17 protein-coding genes, 2 rRNA genes and 1 riboswitch (1 of these 20 running past the window's edge) are annotated in these 21,840 nt (G+C 68.1%); of the genes, 15 read left to right on the top strand and 4 right to left on the bottom strand.

Annotated features, from left to right (window positions below; translation table 11 throughout):
• From QOL88_RS06060 to QOL88_RS06005, 12 genes are all read left to right on the top strand, one after another.
• Window positions 1-2,082, top strand: a 23S ribosomal RNA gene (locus QOL88_RS06060) (it extends 1,039 nt beyond the left edge of the window).
• 96 nt (window positions 2,083-2,178) lie between these two features.
• A 5S ribosomal RNA gene (rrf, locus tag QOL88_RS06055) occupies window positions 2,179-2,295 on the top strand.
• A 109-nt stretch (window positions 2,296-2,404) separates the two neighbouring features.
• A complete protein-coding gene (clsA, locus tag QOL88_RS06050) occupies window positions 2,405-3,013 on the top strand; it encodes a cardiolipin synthase ClsA (protein WP_097215447.1) in 609 nt (202 codons plus the stop codon).
• 114 nt (window positions 3,014-3,127) lie between these two features.
• Complete coding sequence (locus QOL88_RS06045) at window positions 3,128-5,623, top strand: mannose-1-phosphate guanyltransferase (RefSeq protein ID WP_030835876.1); 2,496 nt, start codon at window positions 3,128-3,130, stop codon at window positions 5,621-5,623.
• Between the two features lie 98 nt (window positions 5,624-5,721).
• On the top strand, window positions 5,722-6,636 hold the full coding sequence (locus QOL88_RS06040; RefSeq protein ID WP_097215446.1) for a DUF881 domain-containing protein: 915 nt from the start codon (window positions 5,722-5,724) through the stop codon (window positions 6,634-6,636).
• On the top strand, window positions 6,633-6,965 hold the full coding sequence (locus QOL88_RS06035) for a small basic family protein (RefSeq protein WP_003988855.1): 333 nt from the start codon (window positions 6,633-6,635) through the stop codon (window positions 6,963-6,965). The genes QOL88_RS06040 and QOL88_RS06035 overlap by 4 nt, the downstream gene beginning before the upstream one ends.
• A gap of 5 nt (window positions 6,966-6,970) precedes the next feature.
• Window positions 6,971-7,909, top strand: a complete 939-nt coding sequence (locus tag QOL88_RS06030) for a DUF881 domain-containing protein (RefSeq protein ID WP_257027560.1) — start codon at window positions 6,971-6,973, stop codon at window positions 7,907-7,909.
• 61 nt (window positions 7,910-7,970) lie between these two features.
• A complete protein-coding gene (locus tag QOL88_RS06025) occupies window positions 7,971-8,924 on the top strand; it encodes a zinc-ribbon and FHA domain-containing protein (RefSeq protein ID WP_097215445.1) in 954 nt (317 codons plus the stop codon).
• A 53-nt stretch (window positions 8,925-8,977) separates the two neighbouring features.
• Window positions 8,978-9,715, top strand: coding sequence for a transcriptional regulator FtsR (ftsR, locus tag QOL88_RS06020; RefSeq protein WP_097215444.1), 738 nt, complete (start codon window positions 8,978-8,980; stop codon window positions 9,713-9,715).
• Window positions 9,716-9,798: 83 nt separating this feature from the next.
• Window positions 9,799-10,272 (top strand): bifunctional nuclease family protein, encoded by a 474-nt coding sequence (locus QOL88_RS06015; protein WP_026253112.1) that lies wholly within the window; start codon window positions 9,799-9,801, stop codon window positions 10,270-10,272.
• A 295-nt stretch (window positions 10,273-10,567) separates the two neighbouring features.
• Window positions 10,568-11,251, top strand: coding sequence for a MerR family transcriptional regulator (locus QOL88_RS06010; protein WP_097215443.1), 684 nt, complete (start codon window positions 10,568-10,570; stop codon window positions 11,249-11,251).
• Between the two features lie 184 nt (window positions 11,252-11,435).
• Window positions 11,436-12,890: a DNA polymerase IV gene (locus QOL88_RS06005; RefSeq protein WP_097215442.1), complete on the top strand. Its 1,455-nt coding sequence runs from the start codon at window positions 11,436-11,438 to the stop codon at window positions 12,888-12,890.
• Here the strand turns inward: QOL88_RS06005 and QOL88_RS06000 are convergent.
• Complete coding sequence (locus QOL88_RS06000; protein ID WP_031104789.1) at window positions 12,809-13,183, bottom strand: PRC-barrel domain-containing protein; 375 nt, start codon at window positions 13,181-13,183, stop codon at window positions 12,809-12,811. The genes QOL88_RS06005 and QOL88_RS06000 overlap by 82 nt on opposite strands.
• Window positions 13,184-13,296: 113 nt before the next feature.
• Window positions 13,297-13,392, top strand: a riboswitch (glycine riboswitch).
• A 175-nt stretch (window positions 13,393-13,567) separates the two neighbouring features.
• Between QOL88_RS06000 and gcvP the strand changes: the two genes are divergently transcribed.
• Window positions 13,568-16,453, top strand: coding sequence for an aminomethyl-transferring glycine dehydrogenase (gene gcvP, locus QOL88_RS05995; protein WP_097215441.1), 2,886 nt, complete (start codon window positions 13,568-13,570; stop codon window positions 16,451-16,453).
• Between the two features lie 67 nt (window positions 16,454-16,520).
• Here the strand turns inward: gcvP and QOL88_RS05990 are convergent, their stop codons facing one another.
• Together QOL88_RS05990 and QOL88_RS05985 are read right to left on the bottom strand one after the other, a co-directional pair.
• Window positions 16,521-16,940 (bottom strand): TOBE domain-containing protein, encoded by a 420-nt coding sequence (locus QOL88_RS05990; RefSeq protein ID WP_097215440.1) that lies wholly within the window; start codon window positions 16,938-16,940, stop codon window positions 16,521-16,523.
• Between the two features lie 77 nt (window positions 16,941-17,017).
• On the bottom strand, window positions 17,018-17,413 hold the full coding sequence (locus QOL88_RS05985; protein WP_097215439.1) for a TOBE domain-containing protein: 396 nt from the start codon (window positions 17,411-17,413) through the stop codon (window positions 17,018-17,020).
• 128 nt (window positions 17,414-17,541) lie between these two features.
• Between QOL88_RS05985 and QOL88_RS05980 the strand changes: the two genes are divergently transcribed.
• On the top strand, window positions 17,542-18,138 hold the full coding sequence (locus QOL88_RS05980; protein WP_097215438.1) for a DUF1707 SHOCT-like domain-containing protein: 597 nt from the start codon (window positions 17,542-17,544) through the stop codon (window positions 18,136-18,138).
• 1 nt (window position 18,139) lies between these two features.
• Here the strand turns inward: QOL88_RS05980 and QOL88_RS05975 are convergent, their stop codons facing one another.
• Window positions 18,140-20,119, bottom strand: a complete 1,980-nt coding sequence (locus tag QOL88_RS05975; RefSeq protein WP_097215437.1) for an APC family permease — start codon at window positions 20,117-20,119, stop codon at window positions 18,140-18,142.
• Window positions 20,120-20,545: 426 nt separating this feature from the next.
• On the opposite strand from QOL88_RS05975, the gene QOL88_RS05970 reads away from it, so the two are divergent.
• Entirely contained in the window at window positions 20,546-21,838 is a 1,293-nt protein-coding gene (locus QOL88_RS05970) for an extracellular solute-binding protein (protein WP_097215436.1), read from the top strand.
• Window positions 21,839-21,840 lie beyond the last annotated feature (2 nt).

Raw genomic sequence — 21,840 nt, 5'->3', positions numbered from 1 at the left:
GGCAGTGAGACTGTGGGGGATAAGCTCCATGGTCGAGAGGGAAACAGCCCAGAGCATCGACTAAGGCCCCTAAGCGTACGCTAAGTGGGAAAGGATGTGGAGTCGCAGAGACAACCAGGAGGTTGGCTTAGAAGCAGCCACCCTTGAAAGAGTGCGTAATAGCTCACTGGTCTAGTGATTCCGCGCCGACAATGTAGCGGGGCTCAAGCGTACCGCCGAAGTCGTGTCATTGCGATATATACCCCCAACGGGGATCGTGATGGGTAGGGGAGCGTCGTGTGCCGGGTGAAGCAGCCGCGGAAGCGAGTTGTGGACGGTTCACGAGTGAGAATGCAGGCATGAGTAGCGATACACACGTGAGAAACGTGTGCGCCGATTGACTAAGGGTTCCTGGGTCAAGCTGATCTGCCCAGGGTAAGTCGGGACCTAAGGCGAGGCCGACAGGCGTAGTCGATGGATAACCGGTTGATATTCCGGTACCCGCTGTGAAGCGTCAAACATCGAGCATCGTGATGCTAAGGCCGTGAAGCCGTTCCGGACCCTTCGGGGAAAGGAAAGTGGTGGAGCCGCCGGACCAAGCGGTTAGTAGGTGAGTGATGGGGTGACGCAGGAAGGTAGTCCATCCCGGGCGGTGGTTGTCCCGGGGTAAGGGTGTAGGCCGTGATCCAGGCAAATCCGGATCACATAAGGCTGAGACCTGATGCCGAGCCGATTGTGGTGAAGTGGATGATCCTATGCTGTCGAGAAAAGCCTCTAGCGAGTTTCATGGCGGCCCGTACCCTAAACCGACTCAGGTGGTCAGGTAGAGAATACCGAGGCGTTCGGGTGAACTATGGTTAAGGAACTCGGCAAAATGCCCCCGTAACTTCGGGAGAAGGGGGGCCACACCTGGTGAGAACACTTGCTGTTCGAGCTGGGGGTGGCCGCAGAGACCAGCGAGAAGCGACTGTTTACTAAAAACACAGGTCCGTGCGAAGCCGTAAGGCGATGTATACGGACTGACGCCTGCCCGGTGCTGGAACGTTAAGGGGACCGGTTAGCTCCATTTCGGTGGGGCGAAGCTGAGAACTTAAGCGCCAGTAAACGGCGGTGGTAACTATAACCATCCTAAGGTAGCGAAATTCCTTGTCGGGTAAGTTCCGACCTGCACGAATGGCGTAACGACTTCTCGACTGTCTCAACCATAGGCCCGGTGAAATTGCACTACGAGTAAAGATGCTCGTTTCGCGCAGCAGGACGGAAAGACCCCGGGACCTTTACTACAGTTTGATATTGGTGTTCGGTTCGGCTTGTGTAGGATAGCTGGGAGACTGTGAACTCTGGACGCCAGTTCAGGGGGAGTCGTCGTTGAAATACCAGTCTGGTCGTGCTGGATGTCTAACCTGGGTCCGTGATCCGGATCAGGGACAGTGTCTGATGGGTAGTTTAACTGGGGCGGTTGCCTCCTAAAGAGTAACGGAGGCGCCCAAAGGTTCCCTCAGCCTGGTTGGCAATCAGGTGTTGAGTGTAAGTGCACAAGGGAGCTTGACTGTGAGACCGACGGGTCGAGCAGGGACGAAAGTCGGGACTAGTGATCCGGCGGTGGCTTGTGGAAGCGCCGTCGCTCAACGGATAAAAGGTACCCCGGGGATAACAGGCTGATCTTCCCCAAGAGTCCATATCGACGGGATGGTTTGGCACCTCGATGTCGGCTCGTCGCATCCTGGGGCTGGAGTCGGTCCCAAGGGTTGGGCTGTTCGCCCATTAAAGCGGTACGCGAGCTGGGTTTAGAACGTCGTGAGACAGTTCGGTCCCTATCCGCTGTGCGCGTAGGAATATTGAGAAGGGCTGTCCCTAGTACGAGAGGACCGGGACGGACGAACCTCTGGTGTGCCAGTTGTTCTGCCAAGGGCATGGCTGGTTGGCTACGTTCGGGAGGGATAACCGCTGAAAGCATCTAAGCGGGAAGCCTGCTTCGAGATGAGTATTCCCACCTCCTTGAGAGGGTAAGGCTCCCAGTAGACGACTGGGTTGATAGGCCGGATATGGAAGCACGGTAACGTGTGGAGTTGACCGGTACTAATAGGCCGAGGGCTTGTCCTCAGTTGCTCGCGTCCACTGTGTTGGTTCTGAAACCACGAACGGCCCCATGCCATCGTTGATGGTGTGGTGCGGCATTGTTCGACAGTTTCATAGTGTTTCGGTGGTTATAGCGTAGGGGAAACGCCCGGTTACATTCCGAACCCGGAAGCTAAGCCTTACAGCGCCGATGGTACTGCAGGGGGGACCCTGTGGGAGAGTAGGACGCCGCCGAACTCCTTTTATAGCTCTGGCTCTTGGGCGCCCAGCCCAAGAGCCAGAGCTTTTTTGCGTTGAGGTAGGGTCAGGGAGCATCGTTGGCTCGTTTCCCACAGGAGGCCCCCGGGTGGAGGTTCAGGAGACTCGCGTCCAGACGGACCGTGTGCTCACCATCCCGAACATCCTCAGCATGGCCCGCCTCATCGGCGTGCCCGTCTTCCTGTGGCTGATCCTGCGTCCTGAGTTCGGTGGGCCCAAGAGTGACGGGTGGGCCCTTCTGGTACTGGCCCTGAGCGGCGTCAGCGACTATCTGGACGGCAAGCTCGCGCGGCGCTGGAATCAGATCAGCAGCCTCGGCCGGCTCCTCGACCCCGCGGCTGACCGGCTCTACATTCTCTCGACCCTGGTCGGCCTCACCTGGCGGGAGATTCTGCCCCTCTGGTTGACCGCTGTACTTCTGGCGCGGGAGCTGGTTCTGCTGGTGATGGTGGGCATCCTCCGCCGGCACGGCTATCCACCGCCCCAGGTGAACTTCCTGGGTAAGGCAGCCACCTTCAACCTGATGTACGCCTTCCCCCTGCTCCTGCTCAGTGACGGAACCGGCTGGATCTCGTCACTGGCTGCCATTTTCGGATGGGCGTTCGCCGGATGGGGTACAACGCTGTACTGGTGGGCAGGAGTCCTCTACGTGGTACAAGTCCGCCGCCTGGTCCGTGCGGACGCCATGGCCGATTGAACTCTCGGATGGTCCCGCTGCCGAAGCGGAGCGATGGCCCGTGCTGGATAAGTGAGGGACAATCCTGGCGGGGGAAGTCGGCTAGACCGTCTCTTTGAGGAGGACGCTTCCGACATGAAGGCCGTCGTGATGGCCGGAGGCGAAGGCACACGCCTTCGTCCCATGACCTCAAGCATGCCCAAGCCGCTCCTGCCGGTGGCCAACCGGCCGATCATGGAGCATGTTCTTCGGCTGCTCAAAAGGCATGGGCTCAACGAAACAGTCGTGACTGTCCAGTTCCTGGCGTCGCTCGTCAAGAACTACTTCGGTGACGGCGAAGAGCTCGGTATGGAGCTCACCTATGCCAACGAGGAGAAGCCACTCGGTACCGCTGGAAGCGTCAAGAACGCCGAGGAAGCGCTGAAGGACGATGCCTTCCTCGTCATCTCCGGCGATGCGCTGACGGATTTCGACCTCACCGAGCTCATCAATTTCCACAAGGAGAAGGGCGCGCTGGTCACGGTCTGCCTGACGCGTGTGCCCAATCCGCTGGAATTCGGGATCACCATCGTCGACGAAGAAGGCAAGGTGGAGCGCTTCCTCGAGAAGCCCACCTGGGGCCAGGTCTTCTCCGACACCGTGAACACCGGAATCTACGTGATGGAGCCCGAGGTCTTCGACTACGTCGAGCCCGATGTGCCCGTCGACTGGTCCGGTGACGTCTTCCCGCAGCTCATGAAGGAAGGCAAGCCCGTCTACGGCTACATCGCCGAGGGGTACTGGGAGGACGTCGGCACGCACGAGAGCTATGTGAAGGCGCAGGCCGACGTCCTGGAGGGCAAGGTCGACGTCGACATCGACGGTTTCGAGATCTCCCCGGGCGTGTGGGTCGCCGAAGGAGCGGAGGTCCATCCGGACGCCGTTCTCCGTGGACCCGTCTATATCGGTGACTACGCCAAGGTCGAGGCCGGCTCCGAAATCCGTGAGCACACCGTCGTAGGCTCCAACGTGGTCGTCAAGAGCGGCGCGTTTCTGCACAAGGCCGTCGTCCACGACAACGTCTACGTCGGGCCCCACAGCAATCTGCGCGGCTGCGTGGTCGGTAAGAACACCGACATCATGCGTGCGGCGCGGATCGAGGACGGGGCGGTCATCGGTGATGAGTGCCTGATCGGTGAAGAATCGATCGTCCAGGGCAATGTTCGGGTCTACCCGTTCAAGACCATCGAGGCCGGTGCCTTCGTCAACACCTCGGTAATCTGGGAATCCAGGGGCCAAGCGCATCTCTTCGGTGCCCGTGGTGTCTCCGGCATCCTCAACGTGGAGATCACGCCGGAACTCGCGGTGCGTCTCGCGGGCGCGTACGCCACGACGCTGAAAAAGGGCTCGACCGTCACCACGGCCCGGGACCACTCGCGTGGTGCTCGTGCGTTGAAGCGGGCGGTGATCTCCGCGCTGCAGGCCAGCGCGATCGACGTGCGGGACCTGGAGAACGTGCCGCTGCCCGTGGCCCGGCAGCAGACCGCGCGTGGCAGTGCGGGCGGCATCATGATCCGTACCACGCCCGGCGTGCCGGACTCCGTCGACATCATGTTCTTCGACGGGCAGGGTGCCGACCTCTCGCAGGGGAGCCAGCGGAAGCTGGACCGGGTGTTCGCGCGGCAGGAGTACCGCCGAGCCTTCCCCGGTGAGATCGGTGACCTGCACTTCCCGGCCAGTGTCTTCGACTCGTACACCGGGTCGCTGCTGCGGAACGTCGACACCACCGGGATCGCGGACTCCGGGCTGAAGGTCGTCGTGGACGCGTCCAACGGAAGCGCGGGACTGGTGCTGCCGAGCCTGCTCGGCAAGCTCGGGGTCGACTCGTTGACGATCAACCCCGGTCTCGACGAGTCCAGGCCGACCGAGACGGCCGACATGCGGCGGTCGGGGATGGTGCGGCTCGGCGAGATCGTGGCGTCCTCGGGAGCCGCGTTCGGTGTGCGGTTCGACCCCGTCGGTGAGCGGCTGTCGCTCGTCGACGAGAAGGGCCGGATCATCGAGGACGACCGGGCACTGCTCGTGATGCTGGACCTCGTCGCCGCCGAGCGGCGCAGCGGACGGGTCGCGCTTCCGGTGACCACGACCCGGATCGCCGAGCAGGTGGCGGCGTACCACGGGACGCAGGTCGAGTGGACGACCACTTCTCCCGACGACCTCACGCGCGTCGGCGGCGAGGAAGGGACGATCTTCGGCGGTGACGGCAAGGGCGGCTTCATCGTCCCCGAGTTCAGCAGCGTGTACGACGCCACCGCGGCCTTCGTACGTCTCATCGGACTCGTGGGACGGACGCAGCTCACGCTCAGCCAGATCGACGCGCGCATTCCGCGGGCGCACGTCCTGAAGCGCGATCTGGCGACCCCGTGGGCCGTCAAGGGGCTCGTGATGCGGCGGGTCGTCGAAGCGGCCGGAGATCGCTTCGTGGACACCACGGACGGTGTGCGGGTGGTGGAGACCGACGGCCGTTGGGTGATGGTGCTGCCCGACCCGGCCGAGGCCGTCACCCACCTGTGGGCCGAAGGGCCGGACGACGCCTCCGCGCAGGCCCTGCTGGACGAATGGTCGGCGGTCGTGGACAGCGCCGGCCGGTAGAACGGGCTGCACGCGTGCGTGCCGGACATGTGTCCCCAACGGGGCCTGTCCGGCACGCCGGTGGGGCCGTTCGGAGGTAGTGCTCGCGACGTGCGACGATGTGCGGCATGCCGCAGCAACCCCCCATTCGGAGCACACCCACGCGGCCCCGGCGCCCGGATGCGTCCATGTCGTTGCTCACCAACGTCATGGACCACAGCCTCGACGACGGATACGCCGAGGCCGCCGAGCGCAAGAAGGCCGCGGGCGACAGCGGCATGCCGAAGACCCTCAGGGCGAAGCTGGGGCTCGCCGCCGGACTGGTGCTCGCGGCCCTGGTCGTGACCGTCGGAGCGGCGCAGGCGCGGGTTGCCGCCCCGGTCGTGGCCAAGGAGCGGGAAGAGCTGGTCGACCGCATCGACCGGGAGACCGAGGCGGCGGACAAGCTGGAGGACTCCGTCGACGAGCTGCGCGGGGACGTGAGCGCACGGCAGCGCGAGGCACTGAAGCACAGCGGTGGCAGCGCGGACTCCGATCTTGCGGGCCTCCTGTCCGGCGCGGTCGCGGTGCACGGCCCCGGTGTGAAGCTCGTGGTGAACGACGCCAAGGAAGCCGCCTCGGGTGGCGACGGCAACCCGCGTGAGACCTCCGGTTTCTCCGACACCGGCCGGGTGCGTGACCGGGACATGCAACGTGTGGTCAACGGGCTGTGGGAGTCGGGCGCCGAGGCCGTCTCGATCAACGGGCAGCGCCTGACGGCGCTGTCCGCGATCAGGGCCGCGGGGGACGCCATACTGGTCGACAACAAGCCGCTGGTACCGCCGTACACGGTGCTGGCGGTGGGGGACGGTCCGCGGCTGAGCAAGCGGTTCCAGGACAGCGCGGACGGGTTGTATCTGAACGCGCTGCAGGAGAGCTACGGCATCAGGACAGGCATCTCCGTGGAGGACGACCTCCGGCTGCCTGCCGCACCGAGTGTGACCGTACGTACAGCACAGCCGAGCATTGAGAAGAGCGAGAAAGGCACATCGTGATCGCCGTACTGGGCCTCGTCGTGGGAGTCGTGGCCGGCCTGTTGGTCCGGCCTGAGGTTCCGGCGGTGGTCGAGCCTTATCTGCCGATCGCCGTCGTGGCGGCGCTCGACGCCGTCTTCGGCGGACTGCGCGCCATGCTCGACGGCATCTTCGACGACAAGGTCTTCGTGGTGTCGTTCCTGTCGAACGTGGTGGTGGCCGCGCTGATCGTGTTCCTGGGCGACAAGCTGGGCGTGGGCGCCCAGCTGTCCACCGGTGTGGTGGTCGTCCTCGGCATCCGGATCTTCTCCAACGCCGCGGCGATCCGCCGGCACGTGTTCCGGGCGTGAGGCCGATGAGCGATCACGACGAGAAGCCGGACAAGCCCGCCGAGGAGCGGGACGACGCGCGCGACGACAGCGCAGGGTCCGGGAACGGGCTGCGCAAGGAGCTGCCCCAGGAGGTGCCCGCGGCTGCGCCCGCCGCCGAGGAGACTCCCGGGGAGCCGGAGCGCCGGCAGGCAGCGGAACCACAGCAGGCGCCGGAACCGAAGCCGGACCCCGAGCCGCGGCTGACCGGGCGGCAGCGGCTGGTGCAGGGGGTGTGGCCGCCGCGTGTCACCCGGGCACAACTCATCGTCGCGGTGCTGCTCTTCGGTCTCGGATTCGGGCTGGCCGTGCAGGTGGCCTCGAACAGCGACAGCGACAGTGCCCTGCGTGGCGCACGTCAGGAAGATCTTGTTCGCATCCTCGATGAACTGGATGACCGTACTCAACGTCTTGAGGACGAGAAGCAGGGTCTCGAGAAGCAGCGCGACGAGCTGGAGAACAGCTCTGACCAGGCCGAGGAGGCCCGGAAGCAGACGATCGAGAAGGAGAGGCAACTCGGCATCCTCGCGGGCACGGTGGCCGCGCGGGGGCCCGGCATCACCATGACGATCCAGGACACGAAGGGGACGGTCGAGGCGGACATGCTGCTCGACGCGATCCAGGAGCTGCGCGCGGCGGGTGCGGAGGCGATCCAGGTCAACGGCGTACGGGTCGTCGCGAGCACGTATCTCACGGACTCGGGCAAGGGTGTGGGCGTCGACGGGAACAAGATCAACGCGCCCTATCGTTTCAAGGTCATCGGCAAGTCGCAGGACCTCGAGCCGGCGCTCAACATCCCCGGAGGTGTGGTGCAGACTCTCGAGAAGGAACAGGCCACCGTCACGATCGAGCGGTCCACCGACATCGTCGTGGACGCCTTGCGAGCAGCGAAGCGGCCTGACTACGCTCGGTCGTCCTCGCGGTGAACCGGGGGTGCATGGGCGGCGTTCGGCGAGGGCATGAGGTTGCGGGGGGTCGGCGCACCGAATGGGCGGTGCGTGGTGGAAACTGTCTGGTGCAGACGGACGTTGTCAGGATGTCCGGGTCGGCCAGAGTGTTCAGTCAGGGTTCGTCCTGCCCCACGGGCGGGTCTGTTTCGGTCAAGGGGAATCGCCCGTGAAGTTGTTTGCGAAGTTGTTCGGCAAGAGCGCGCGAGAAGGCAGCGACAATGCGACCGCTCGCCATCGCGCCCAGCCTGACGCGGAGGGCCAGCGGCCGCTGTTCCGGGACCAGGTCGGCGGCCCGGGCGGCGATGTTTCCGGTGGTCAGGGCGCGCCGTCGGTTGACCCTGCGCAGGCCGGCGGCATAGGTTTCGGGCAACCGTCAACCTCAAGTGCGGGTGGAGGGTTTTCCGACCCGTATGCGTCCAACGCCCCGGGTGGGCAGCCGCGGCAGGAGGATCCGATGTCGGCCCTGGTGTGTACGAGGTGCGGTAACCGCAACGCGGAGAACAGCCGTTTCTGCTCCAACTGCGGCGCGCCGCTGAGGGCGGGGGCTACGCCGGAGCGTCCGTCCGAGACGACCTCCACGATCTCCATCTCCGGTCTCGAGGCCTACGACAGCGAGACCACCGGCCAGACGCCGATGCCGACCCTGTCGCCCGAGGCTCAGGCCGCCGTCGACGCGCTGCCGCTGGGCTCCGCGCTCCTGGTGGTGCGCCGCGGGCCGAACTCGGGCAGTCGTTTCCTGCTGGACGGCGACCTGACCACGGCCGGCCGGCACCCGCAGAGCGACATCTTCCTGGACGACGTGACGGTGTCCCGGCGGCACGTGGAGTTCCGCCGTGGCCAGGACGGTTCGTTCACGGTGGCCGACGTGGGCAGCCTGAACGGCACGTATGTGAACCGGGAGCGGATCGACCAGGTCGCCCTGAACAACGGCGACGAGGTGCAGATCGGCAAGTACCGGCTGGTCTTCTACGCCAGCCAGCGGGGCTACTGACCGGGCTCGGTCCGGACAGGCCTCGGCGAAGGTCCATCCGTCAGGGAAGGTCCATGCTTCAAACACCGAGCGGCGGCGCCGGACACGGCACCGCCGCCACGGACAGTGGGCTGCTGAGCATCGGCGCGGTGCTGAACGCGCTGCGCGACGAGTTTCCCGAAGTGACCATCTCCAAGATCCGCTTCCTGGAGTCGGAAGGGCTCATCGAGCCGCGGCGGACCCCGTCGGGGTATCGCAAGTTCAGCGCCGATGACGTCGAACGCCTCGGTCACGTCCTGAGGATGCAGCGGGACCACTATCTGCCTCTGAAGGTGATCCGGGAGCACCTGGAGGCCATGGAGCGCGGTGAGGCCGTGCAGCTGCCGGTCGTGGGGCGTCAGCGGGACGGTGCGTCCGCCTGCGAGCCGCCCGAGGGGCCCACAGCGGCCAGGATCGGGCGGGATGAGCTGCTCGCCGCCGTCGGCGTCGACGAGCAAGAGCTCAAGGACTGGGAGTCCTACGGCCTCCTCACTCCACTGGAGGACGGGGCGTACGACGCCGAGGCGGTCACCGTCGCCCTGCTCGTCGTCGAACTCGGGCGGTTCGGGATCGAGCCGAGGCACCTGCGGGCCATGAAGGCCGCCGCGGAGCGGGAGGCCGGTCTCGTGGACCAGGTGGTGGCCCCGCTCAGGCGGCACCGCAACCCGCAGACCAGGGCCCATGCCGAGGCCCGCACCAGGGAGCTGGCGGGGCTCACGGTGAAGCTGCACGCCGCGTTGGTGCAGACGGCGCTCGGGGTGCGACTGCCCTGAGGCGGCCGGCTACCAGGGCCGGATCAGGCGCCCTATCCCGGCCCGACTACCCAAACGTCCCGAGCACGGCCTAGGGTTGCTGTGTGAACGAGCTCGATGTCGTAGGTGTCCGGGTCGAAATGCCCTCCAACCAACCGATCGTGCTGCTGCGTGAAGTGGGAGGCGACCGTTACCTCCCCATCTGGATCGGACCGGGGGAGGCGACGGCGATCGCCTTCGCCCAGCAGGGGATGGCTCCCGCGCGGCCGCTGACACACGACCTGTTCAAGGACGTGCTGGAAGCCGTCGGCCAGGAGCTCACGGAAGTGCGCATCACGGACCTGCGTGAGGGCGTCTTCTACGCGGAGCTGGTCTTCGCCAGCGGCGTCGAGGTGAGTGCCCGCCCGTCCGACGCCATAGCGCTCGCGCTGCGCACCGGGACGCCGATCTACGGCAGTGACACGGTGCTCGACGACGCCGGTATCGCGATCCCGGACGAGCAGGAGGACGAGGTGGAGAAGTTCCGCGAGTTCCTCGACCAGATCTCTCCGGAGGACTTCGGCACCAGCAGTCAGTGAGCTGCTCGAGGAGCGGCAGCGGTCGGAACAGTCGTGTGGGCGGCCCGGCGGACGGTGTGGTCCGTGACCGGGCCGCCCGACGTTTGCGCAAAGGGTGAAATGCCCGCATGTGCCGGTGGCGCGTGAGAGCGTCATACGGTTCGTGCCGCACACATTCGGCTAGCCTTTCCCCGCGGTGGGGCACGGGAAACCACTCTCAGGGTGATTATCACTCGGCGTGGCGAGTGTGGCGATCGTTGACGCACCCCTGGTGACTGCCTACCGTCGAGAAGGCAGGTCAAGGACGGAGGTCGGCGTGAGAAGCAGCGGCGACGGTACGGCTGGGGGCGGCCCCGAGCGCAGTCTCAGGGCGAGCGGTCCGTACCCTCCCCCCGGCTCACGGCCCCTCCCGGGCGGGGGATGCCCCCAGCCGGGTGGTGCGGCCGATCACGCTCCGCAGCGGCCGACAGCGGTGGCGAGCAGCGGAGGGACGACGTCCATGGCGTCCGAGCAGATCGGCTATCGCGGCCCCACGGCCTGTGCGGCCGCCGGTATCACCTACCGGCAGTTGGACTACTGGGCCCGCACGGGGCTCGTCGAGCCGAGCGTGCGGCCCGCCTACGGGTCCGGGACGCAGCGGCTGTACAGCTTCCGGGACGTGGTCGTCCTGAAGATCGTCAAGCGGTTCCTCGACACCGGGGTGTCGCTGCAGAACATCCGCACGGCCGTCCAGCACCTCAGGGAACGCGGTTTCAGTGATCTGGAGCGCATGACGCTGATGAGCGACGGCGCGACGGTCTACGAGTGCACCTCGCCCGATGAGGTCCATGCCCTGCTCCAGGGCGGCCAGGGTGTGTTCGGGATCGCCGTGGGCGTGGTGTGGCGGGACGTCGAGAGCGCCCTGTCCCAGCTGCACGGTGAGCGCATCGACACCGGCGAGACCCTGGTGGGGCCCAACCCGGCGGACGAGCTGGCGCGCCGCCGGAACCGGGCCGTCTGATCCCTCGGGCGGCGCGGGATGTACGCGGTCGCAGGAGGCGGGACGTTTCCGCGCCCGGCCGTAAGCGGTTTCCGGTGAGGTGCCAGGGGTGCCAGGGGTGCCAGGGGTGCCGCAACGGTTTCCGGTGGGGTGTCCGGGGTTGCCGCGCGGGGCGTTGTCAGTGGCGTAGGGCAGCATCGGAGTTGTGAGAACCGCGCCCACGATCCTGCATCTCGACATGGATGCCTTCTTCGCTTCGGTGGAGCAGGCGTCCAAGCCGAGCCTGCGTGGGAAGGCCGTGGTCGTGGGCGGGCTCGGGCCGCGTGGGGTGGTGGCGACCGCGTCGTACGAGGCGCGGGTCTTCGGGGTGCATTCGGCGATGCCCATGGGGCAGGCCCGGCGGCTCGCTCCCAACGCCGCGTATCTCGTGCCGCGCTTCACGCTCTACAAGTCGATCAGCGAGCGGGTGATGGAGCTGCTGCGTGCGCTGTCGCCTCTGGTGGAGCCGCTGAGCCTGGACGAGGCGTTCGTGGACCTGGAAGCCGGGGGAGTGGCCTGGGACGAGCCGTCGGCGCGGTTGGCCGGGATCAAGCTGCGCGCGGACATACGGACCGTCACGGGGCTCACGGGGTCGGTGGGACTCGCCGCCTCCAAGATGCTGGCGAAGATCGCCTCGGAGGAGGCCAAGCCCGACGGGCTGGTGGTGATCGAGCCGGGCACCGAGCGGGCGATGCTCGGGCCGATGTCGGTGCGGACGTTGCCCGGGGTGGGGCCGGCGACGGGGGACCATCTGAGGCGGGCCGGGATCACCACGGTCGAGGAGATCGTCGAGGCGGGCGAGGACGAACTGGTCCGGCTGCTGGGGAAGGCGCACGGGCACGGTCTGTACGCCATGGCCCTGGCGCGCGACGACCGGCCGGTGGTGGCGGAGCGCGAGACGAAATCGGTGTCGGTCGAGGACACCTACGACGTGGACATCCATGACCGGACACGGGTCGGCCTGGAGGTGCAGCGGCTCGCCGAGCGGTGTGTGCGCAGGTTGCGCGGGGCCGGGCTGTCGGGGCGGACGATCGTGCTGAAGGTGCGGCGCTACGACTTCTCGACGCTCACCCGGTCCGAGACGCTGCGCGGGCCCACGGACGATCCCGCGGTGATCCGCGAGGCGGCGGCCAGACTGCTGGACTCGGTCGATACGACCGGTGGGGTGCGGCTCCTCGGTGTGGGGGTCAGCGGACTCGCCGACTACACGCAGGAGGACCTGTTCGCCCAGGCGGCGGGGGAGCGGGCGGTCGCGGAGGGCCCGGTCGAGGAGCACGCCGTGGCGGCGGCCGAGGAGCAGCCGTCGCTCGCCGAGCGGCGGTGGCCCGCCGGGCACGACGTGCGGCACGCCGAGTTCGGGCACGGGTGGGTGCAGGGCAGCGGCCTCGGGCGGGTCACCGTACGGTTCGAGACGCCCCACTCGGAGCCCGGCCGGGTGCGGACGTTCCGGGTCGACGATCCGGACCTGGAGGCGGCGGATCCGTTGCCGTTGGTGTTACGGGGGCCGGATGGGGGAGGCGGCGTGCCCGGGGCGGTGTCTCAGGCCGTCTCATCGGTGCCCGCGAGCTTGCCGAAGTCGTGGTCCGGCAGCGGGGGCGGGGCGGCGACGTCGAGACCGTAGTGGTGGTAGAGCTGCAGTTCCTGCTCGGGGGAGAGGTGGCGGCCCACGCCGAAGTCAGGGGCGTCCTTGATCAGGGCGCGTTCGAAGGGGACGTGGAGGGCGCCCTCGATCAGTTCGCTGGGCTCCAGGGGGACGAAGGCGTCCCTGCTGAACAGGCCGGTCCGTATGGCCGCCCACTCCGGTTCGCCGGTGGCGTCGTCGAGGTAGACCTCGTCGATCGTGCCGATCCTGGTCCCGTTGCGGTCGAACGCCTTGCGGCCGATCAGGTTGCGCGGATCGATGTCGGTTCGCACGGGCCCTCCACATGGTCGCACCTCATCCGTAAACACTACAAAACGGTACAAGTAGGGATGCGGCCACTCGAAGGTTCGTGCGTTGACCTCGCTGGTACGCTGGCAGCGGCTGTTGACCCCGTGCGGGAGAGTCCTCCGGACACCATCGGAGGCGCCGAAGGAGCAAATCCTCCCCGGAATCTCTCAGGCTCACGTACCGCACGGACGAGGTCACTCTGGAAAGCAGGGCGGGTGTCGACGGCTTCCGCTCTCACCGACGGTGAAAGCCGGACGTCTTCGGGCGATCCGGTGAAGCTCTCAGGTTGAGATGACAGAGGGGGAGGCCGTCCGGGTACCCGTGCCGTGGTGCCCCTCGCAGGTCGTGTCGACCAGGAGGCCTCCGTAATGACCGCCCACCGCATTCCGCTCTCCGAGCTCGAAGAGGCAGTCCCCTTCGAGCAGCGCCACATCGGCCCCGACCACGAGGCCTGCGCCAAGATGCTCGCCCAGGTCGGCTACGGCTCGCTCGACGAGCTCACGGCCGCCGCGGTCCCCGCCGTGATCAAGAGCGCCGAGGCACTGGACCTCCCGGGGGCCCGCAGCGAGGCCGAGGTGATCGCCGAGCTGCGCTCCCTCGCCGACCGCAACCAGGTCCTCGGTTCCATGATCGGCCTCGGCTACCACGGCACGTTCACGCCGCCGGTCATCATGCGCAACGTCATGGAGAACCCGTCCTGGTACACGGCCTACACGCCGTACCAGCCGGAGATCTCGCAGGGCCGGCTCGAGGCGCTGCTCAACTTCCAGACCATGGTCGCCGAACTGACCGGACTGCCGACCTCGGGCGCCTCCCTGCTCGACGAGGGCACCGCGGCCGCCGAGGCCATGGCGCTGTCGCGGCGCCTGGGCAAGAACAAGAAGGGCCTGTTCCTGGTCGACGCGGACACGCTGCCGCAGACCATCGCCGTGATCCGGACCCGCGCCGAGCCGACCGGCGTCGAGATCGTCGTCGCCGACCTCAGCGAGGGCATCCCCGCCGAGATCGCCGAGCGCGAGATCAACGGCGTGCTGCTCCAGTACCCGGGCGCCTCCGGTGTCGTGCGGGACCTCAAGCCGGTCATCGACCGGGCGCACGAGCTCGGCGCGCTCGTGACCGTCGCCGCCGATCTGCTGGCGCTGACGCTGCTGAAGTCGCCCGGCGAGCTCGGGGCGGACATCGCCGTCGGCACGACGCAGCGCTTCGGCGTCCCCATGGGCTTCGGCGGACCGCACGCCGGTTACATGGCGGTCCAGGACAAGATGGCGCGCAGCCTGCCCGGGCGGCTCGTCGGCGTGTCCGTGGACGCCGACGGCAACAAGGCCTACCGGCTGGCGCTGCAGACGCGTGAGCAGCACATCCGCCGTGAGAAGGCGACCAGCAACATCTGCACCGCGCAGGTGCTGCTGGCCGTCATGGCCGGCATGTACGCCGTCTACCACGGCCCGGAGGGCCTGAAGGGCATCGCGCGGCGCACCCACCGGTACGCCACGGTCCTGGCCGCCGGCCTCGCGGGCGGCGGCGTCGAGATCGTGCACGGGGCGTACTTCGACACCCTGACCGCGCGGGTCCAGGGCCGGGCCGCCGAGGTCGTGGCCGCCGCCCGGGACAACGGGGTCAACCTGCGGCACGTCGACGCCGACCACGTCTCGATCGCCTGCGACGAGACCACCACGCGCGCCCAGCTGCGTGCCGTCTGGGCCGCCTTCGGTGTCGACGGCGTCGTCGAGGCGCTGGACGCGGCCACCGAGGACGGGCTTCCGGCCGCGCTGCTGCGGACCGACGACTACCTGGCGCACCCGGTCTTCCACCAGCACCGCTCCGAGACCGCCATGCTGCGCTACCTGCGCAAGCTGGCCGACCGCGACTACGCGCTCGACCGCGGCATGATCCCGCTGGGCTCCTGCACCATGAAGCTCAACGCGACCACCGAGATGGAGCCGATCACCTGGCCCGAGTTCGGGCAGCTGCACCCCTTCGCGCCCGCCGAGCAGGCCGGGGGCTACCTCACCCTCATCCACGAGCTGGAGGACCGGCTCGCCGAGGTCACCGGCTACGACAAGGTCTCCCTCCAGCCGAACGCCGGGTCGCAGGGCGAGCTGGCCGGTCTGCTCGCCGTCCGCGGGTACCACCGGGCCAACGGGGACGAGCAGCGCACCGTCTGTCTGATCCCGTCGTCCGCGCACGGCACCAACGCCGCCAGCGCCGTGATGGCCGGCATGAAGGTCGTCGTCGTGAAGACCGCCGAGGACGGCGAGATCGACGTCGAGGACCTGCGGGCCAAGATCGAGCAGTACCGCGACCAGCTGGCCGTGCTCATGATCACGTACCCGTCCACGCACGGTGTGTTCGAGGAGCACGTCGCCGACATCTGCGCGCAGGTGCACGAGGCGGGCGGGCAGGTCTACGTCGACGGGGCCAACCTCAACGCGCTCGTCGGGCTCGCCAAGCCGGGGCACTTCGGCGGCGACGTCTCGCACCTGAACCTGCACAAGACCTTCTGCATCCCGCACGGCGGCGGCGGCCCCGGGGTCGGCCCGGTCGCGGTGCGCGAGCACCTCGCGCCCTACCTGCCGAACCACCCGCTGCAGCCCGAGGCCGGCCCGAAGACGGGCGTCGGGCCCATCTCGGCGGCCCCGTGGGGCTCCGCCGGCATCCTGCCCATCTCGTGGGCGTACGTCCGGCTCATGGGCGGCGAGGGGCTGAAGCGGGCCACGCAGGTGGCCGTGCTCAGCGCCAACTACATCGCCAAGCGGCTGGAGCCGCACTACCCGGTGCTCTACACCGGCCCCGGCGGTCTCGTCGCGCACGAGTGCATCATCGACCTGCGCCCGCTGACCAAGACGACCGGCGTGAGCGTCGACGACGTCGCCAAGCGGCTGATCGACTACGGCTTCCACGCGCCGACCATGTCGTTCCCGGTGGCCGGGACGCTGATGATCGAGCCGACCGAGTCGGAGGACCTGGCCGAGCTGGACCGGTTCTGCGAGGCGATGATCGCCATCCGCGCGGAGATCGAGAAGGTCGGCTCCGGCGAGTGGCCCGCGGAGGACAACCCGCTGCGCGGCGCCCCGCACACCGCCGGCGCGCTCGCCGGGGAGTGGGAGCACGCCTACAGCCGTGAGGAGGCCGTCTTCCCGGCCGGGATGTCGACAGCCGACAAGTACTGGCCGCCGGTGCGCCGCATCGACCAGGCCTACGGCGACCGGAACCTCGTCTGCTCCTGCCCGCCGCTGGACGCGTACGAGGACTGACGACCGGCCGGCCGGTCACAGGGAGGGGCTCCGCGGTGCGGGGCCCCTCTCGCCATGTACGGGCGAGTCACGCGGTGGCGAGTGACACCTCGGTCGCCTTGATCAGCGCGACGACGGGGGTCCCGGGCCAGAGGGCCAGGTCCTCCGCGGCGTCCCGGGTGATCGCGGCGGTCAGTTCGCCGCCCTCCACCGTGACGCGGACGGATGCCATCGCCGCGCCGGCGGCGAGGTCGGTGACCGTACCAGGGAGCTGGTTGCGGATCGACAGGCCCTCGATGGGCGCGGTCGCCAAGGAGACCTCCGTCGACTTCATCAGGGCGCGCACGGCCGTGCCCGGGGCGAGACGGAGGTCTTCCGCGGCTTCGCGGGTGATCGCCGCGGTGAGGTCCTGGCCGCCGGTGAGGCGGACCGTGACCGCCGCCATGGCCTCGCCCGTGGTGACGGCGGTCACGGTGCCGGGGAGCTGGTTGCGAATGCTCAGGCTCATGGCTGCACGGTAGTCCGACAGGGGGTTTTGGGCCTGGTATGCGCGTTTTGCGTGCCCCCTGCTCTCCTGTCCAGGCCTCAGACGCGGTCGATATGAACGTTTGTCGACTTCACGCGGGCCGTCGCCTCCACGCCTACCTCCAGGCCCAGTTCCTCCACCGCCTCGCGGGTGAGCAGGGAGACGAGGCGGTGCGGGCCGGCCTGGATCTCGACCTGGGCGGCGACGTCGCCGAGTTTGATCGCGGTGACGATGCCGGGAAAGGCGTTGCGGGCCGAGGTGTAGGCGGTGTCCTCCTCGGCGGTGCCGGACCGGGCGAGTTCGACCGAGAAGGCGGCCAGGTCACGCCCGTCGACGAGCCGTCGCCCGGCCTCGTCGCGGTGGGTCGTGATGCGGCCCGCGTCCGCCCAGCGGCGGGCGGTGTCCGGGCTGACGCCGAGCAGCCGTGCTGCCTGGCCGATCGTGTAGGACTGCATGCCGGTCACGATAGGGGCGTCGGGAGGGAACTGCGGCTGCGGGGTTGGCCGTTGGGTATAACGCGATATAGCGTTAGTGGTCGAGTGGGTGGGCCGGGCGGCGTGCCCGGGGGATCGGGGGTGGAGTGATGGCGGCCGAGATCGCGCGGGCCGGTGGATCACCCGAGGTGAGGGCGTCGCACGCGGACCGGGACCGGGTCGTGGACGTGCTGCGCGTCGCCGCGGGTGACGGACGGCTCACCCTGGAGGAGCTCGAGGAGCGGCTCGAGACGGCGCTGTCCGCACGCACGGTGGGCGAGCTCGCCGTGCTGACGGCGGATCTGCCCGCGCTGGCCGGTCAGGCGTCCGGCGAGGCCGAGGGCGTCGTCCGGATCCGGCAGGAGGGGGCCTCGACCCGCCGGGGTGACGGCTGGGTGGTGCCGCGGCGGCTGGAGATCCGTTCGGCGTGGGGTGAGGTGACTCTGGACTTCACCGACGCGGTGATCACCCACGACATCCTGGACATCGACCTGGATCTGCGGGCGGGCGCCCTGAAGCTGCTGACCCGGCCGGGTGTCGTGGTCGACACGGGCGGCCTCGGGCTGAACTACTCCGAGATCAAGGCCCGTCGGCCGGCCGACGCCCCCGTTCTGCTGCGGATACGGATCACGGGCGAGATCCACTACGGGCAGGTCGTGGCGCGCCCGCCGCGAAGGGGCTTCGGCAGGAAGGGCGCGACGGACTGAGTCAGCCCACGTGCACCCTCGGCCGCCGCTTGCGGTCAGGCTCCGCCTCACGCAGGACCTCGCGGGTCACCGGGGCGACCTCGCCCTGCCCGAACAGGAAGAAGCGCAGGAAGTTGGCGAAGGGCCCGCCCTCGGTCCACTCGAAGTAGATGTGCGGGGTGCGGCCCGTCGCGTCGCGGACGTGCAGCAGCAGCGCGGCCAGGGCGTTGGGGATCGAGGACGATTCCAGGGTCAGGACGCGGTAGCGGCCGTGCAGCACCTCACCGCGTACGGTCAGGCCCGCCTCGAACTCGGAGGGGTCGGTCACCGTCACCTCGGCGAAGACGAAGTCCTCCTGGCCGGACACGTCGTTGTCGTGCCGGATCTGCTCGATCTTGTCGCGGTACTCGGCGATGTCGCGCCGGTCGGGCTCGTTGGCGATGAACCGTATCCGGCGGCTGGCCATGTCGCGGACGAAGCGCTCCGCCATGTCGTCCAGCGTCACGCTGGTCACGCGCAGCTCGAAGGCCCGGGCCAGCCGTGACAGCAGGGAGACCAGGATGATGCCGGCGATGAAGCAGGCGCCGATCTTCACGCCGTCCGGGCGCTCGATGACGTTGAGCACGGTCGTGTAGAGGAACACCGCGGAGATCACCGCGAAGGCGATGGTCCAGTTCCGCTGCCGGGCCTTGCGGGCGGCGATGGTCACCGCGATCGCGGCGGAGCTGATGAGGACCAGCACGCCGGTGGCGTAGGCACCGCCCTGCGCGTTGACGTCGGCGTCGAAGATCCAGGTCACCAGGAAGGCGATCAGGGTGAAGACGATGACCATGGGCCGCACGGCGCGGGCCCAGTGCGGGGCCATGCCGTAGCGGGGCAGGTAGCGCGGCATCAGGTTGAGCAGGCCGGCCATCGCGGACGCACCGGCGAACCAGAGGATGGCGATCGTCGAGACGTCGTAGACCGTGCCGAAGGTGTTGCCCAGATAGTCGTGCGCCAGGTACGCGAGCGCGCGGCCGTTGGCCTGGCCACCCGCCTCGAACTCCTTCTCCGGGATGAGCAGGGTGGTGATGAAGCTGGTCGTGATCAGGAAGACGCTCATGATCAGCGCGGCCGTGGTGAGCAGCTTCTTCGTGTCGCGGATGCGGCCGGTCGGCCGTGCCTCCGTGTCGTCCGGGTCGCCCTGGACGTGCGGCATCACGGCGACGCCCGTCTCGAACCCGGAGAGCCCGAGCGCCAGTTTCGGGAAGACGAGCAGGGCGACGCCGATCATGGCGAGGACGTTGCTGTGCTGGGTGGTGAGGGCGCTCGACCAGTCGGTGATCACATGGCCGGCGGTGATGACGTGGTAGAGGCCGACGGCCACCACGACCGCGTTCAGCGCGAGGTAGGCGCCGACGAGGGCGACCGCGACGCCGATCGCCTCCAGGAAGCCCTTGAGGAACACGGCCCCGAGCAGGGCCACCAGGACCAGGGTGATCAGCATCTGCTTGTCGTGCAGGGCACCGGTCAGATGGGGGTTCTCCACGAGGTGGGTGGAGGCGTCGGCGGCCGACAGCGTGATGGTGATGAGGAAGTCGGTGGCGGCGAACCCCAGCAGAGTCAGCACGAACAGCTTGCCCTGCCAGAAGGAGAGCAGCCGTTCCAGCATCGCGATCGAGCCCTCGCCGTGGGGGCTCTCCTCGGCCACGCGGCGGTAGACGGGCAGGGCGCCGGCCAGGGTGACGACGACCAGGACGATGGTCGCGATCGGTGACAGCAGCCCGGCGGCCAGGGCGGCGATGCCTGGCTGATAGCCGAGGGTCGAGAAGTAGTCGACGCCGGTCAGGCACATCACCCGCCACCAGCGCTGTCCCCGGTGCGGGGGCTCCGGCTGGGCGTGGGGCCCGGTGTGGCCACCGTCCTTGCCCATGTCGGACAGGCCTTCCAGCATCCAGGCGCGCAGACGGCCGGGTGAGATGGGCTCCGGACGGCTCGGTACTGGGTGCTCGGTGGTGGCCATCGACGTGCTCCCGATGTGCGGCTCAGCGTGGTTTTCCGGCCATCACTGGACGGCCCGATCAGCGTAAGCGGAGCGTGATGCGGTGGCCCATGAAAGAGGGGGGTGGGCACGTCAAGCTTCCGTTAAGACTGGCGGGCTGGGCGGCCGCAGAGGTGAAAACGCGAGATGAGACCCCGTGGGACGCCTCCGACCACGAGATGAGCGCTGCCGAGCGGCGACTTGAACGCGGACACCCTGTGTGATCACGACCGAGCGGCCTTCGTAACGTTCGCCTGCTGATCCGAATGTTTCGTCACCGCGCCCCGGCCCCTACTCCGCTGAGAGATTGACCGCGCACAAGGGGTTGCCACCCTTTGGCCGCTGTCTTTAGGGTGCGGCAGCAACGAAGCTTTCTGGATCTAATTCGAAACTTTCGAGGAGGGCATGATGGGCGACCCGGCACTGTCCCGCCGCGGCTTCCTGGCGGCCTCCGCCGCGGCCGGTCTGGGGATGACGGCACTGACCGCATGCGGCGGGGACTCGGACGGAGGGTCGTCGGGGACGACCACGATCGAATGGTGGAACATCTCCACCACCCAGCCGGCCAAGGGCGTCTGGGCCGCTCTCGCCCGGAAGTACGAGGCGCAGAACCCCAAGGTCAAGATAAAGATCGTCCAGATGGAGAACGACGCCTACAAGTCGAAGATGACGGCGTTGACCGCCTCCGGGAAGCTGCCCGACATCTTCCACACCTGGGGCGGCGGCGTGCTGAAGCAGCAGGTCGACGCCGGGCTCGTCGAGAACCTCACGGACCGGACCAAGCCGTGGGGCGACGCCCTGCTGCCGGTCGCCCGAGAGCCGTACCTGCTCGATGACCAGGTCTACGGCATCCCGTTCGACATCGGCATGATCGGCTTCTGGTACAACAAGGCGCTCTTCGAGAAGGCCGGCATCGCCGGGCCCCCGACCACCTGGAGCGACTTCCTCGACGCCATACGCAAGCTGAGGACCGCCGAGGTCACGCCGCTGGCCCTGGCCGGCAAGGAGAAGTGGCCCGGCATGTACTACTGGGCCTACCTCGCGATGCGCACCGCCGGCGCCGAGGCGCTCCAGAAGGCCTACGACGACAAGGACTTCACCACCGCCCCCTTCGTCGAGGCGGGCGAGCACCTGAAGGAACTCGTCGGCCTGCGCCCGTTCCAGAAGGGCTTCCTCGGCGCCGCCTACTCCACCCCCACCGGCCAGGCCGCCACCGTCGGCAACGGAAAGGCGGCGATGGAGCTCATGGGCCAGTGGGCGCCCACGGTCCAGGCCGACGCGGGCAAGGGCCTCGGCAAGGACCTCGGCTACTTCCCGTTCCCCGCGGTCGAGGGCGGCAAGGGTGCCATCACGGAGGTGTTCGGCGGAGGCGGTGGGCACGCACTGCGCCGGGGCGCACCGCAGGAGGCCGTCGACTTCCTCACGTTCTTCGCGTCCGAGGCCACCGACCTGGAACTGGTCAAGAAGACCGGTGTGCTGCCCGTGGTCCCGGCGGCCGAGAGCGCCATCGCCGACCCCAACATCAAGGCCGTACAGGCGCAGCTGAAGGCGGCCACCGGCTTCCAGCTCTACCTCGACCAGGCGTACGCGCCCGCCGTCGGCCAGGAGGTCAACGACAGCGTGGCCGCGCTCATCGCCGGCTCCAAGTCGCCCGGGCAGGTCGCCCAGTCGATCACGAAGACCGCGAAGGAAGAGCAGTAGCC

The organism is Streptomyces sp. Ag82_O1-12 (assembly GCF_900182715.1).
In the GTDB taxonomy this organism is placed as follows: domain Bacteria; phylum Actinomycetota; class Actinomycetes; order Streptomycetales; family Streptomycetaceae; genus Streptomyces; species Streptomyces massasporeus.
Note: the sequence above shows the minus strand (reverse complement) of the source record. Positions and strands in the feature narration are given on the sequence as shown.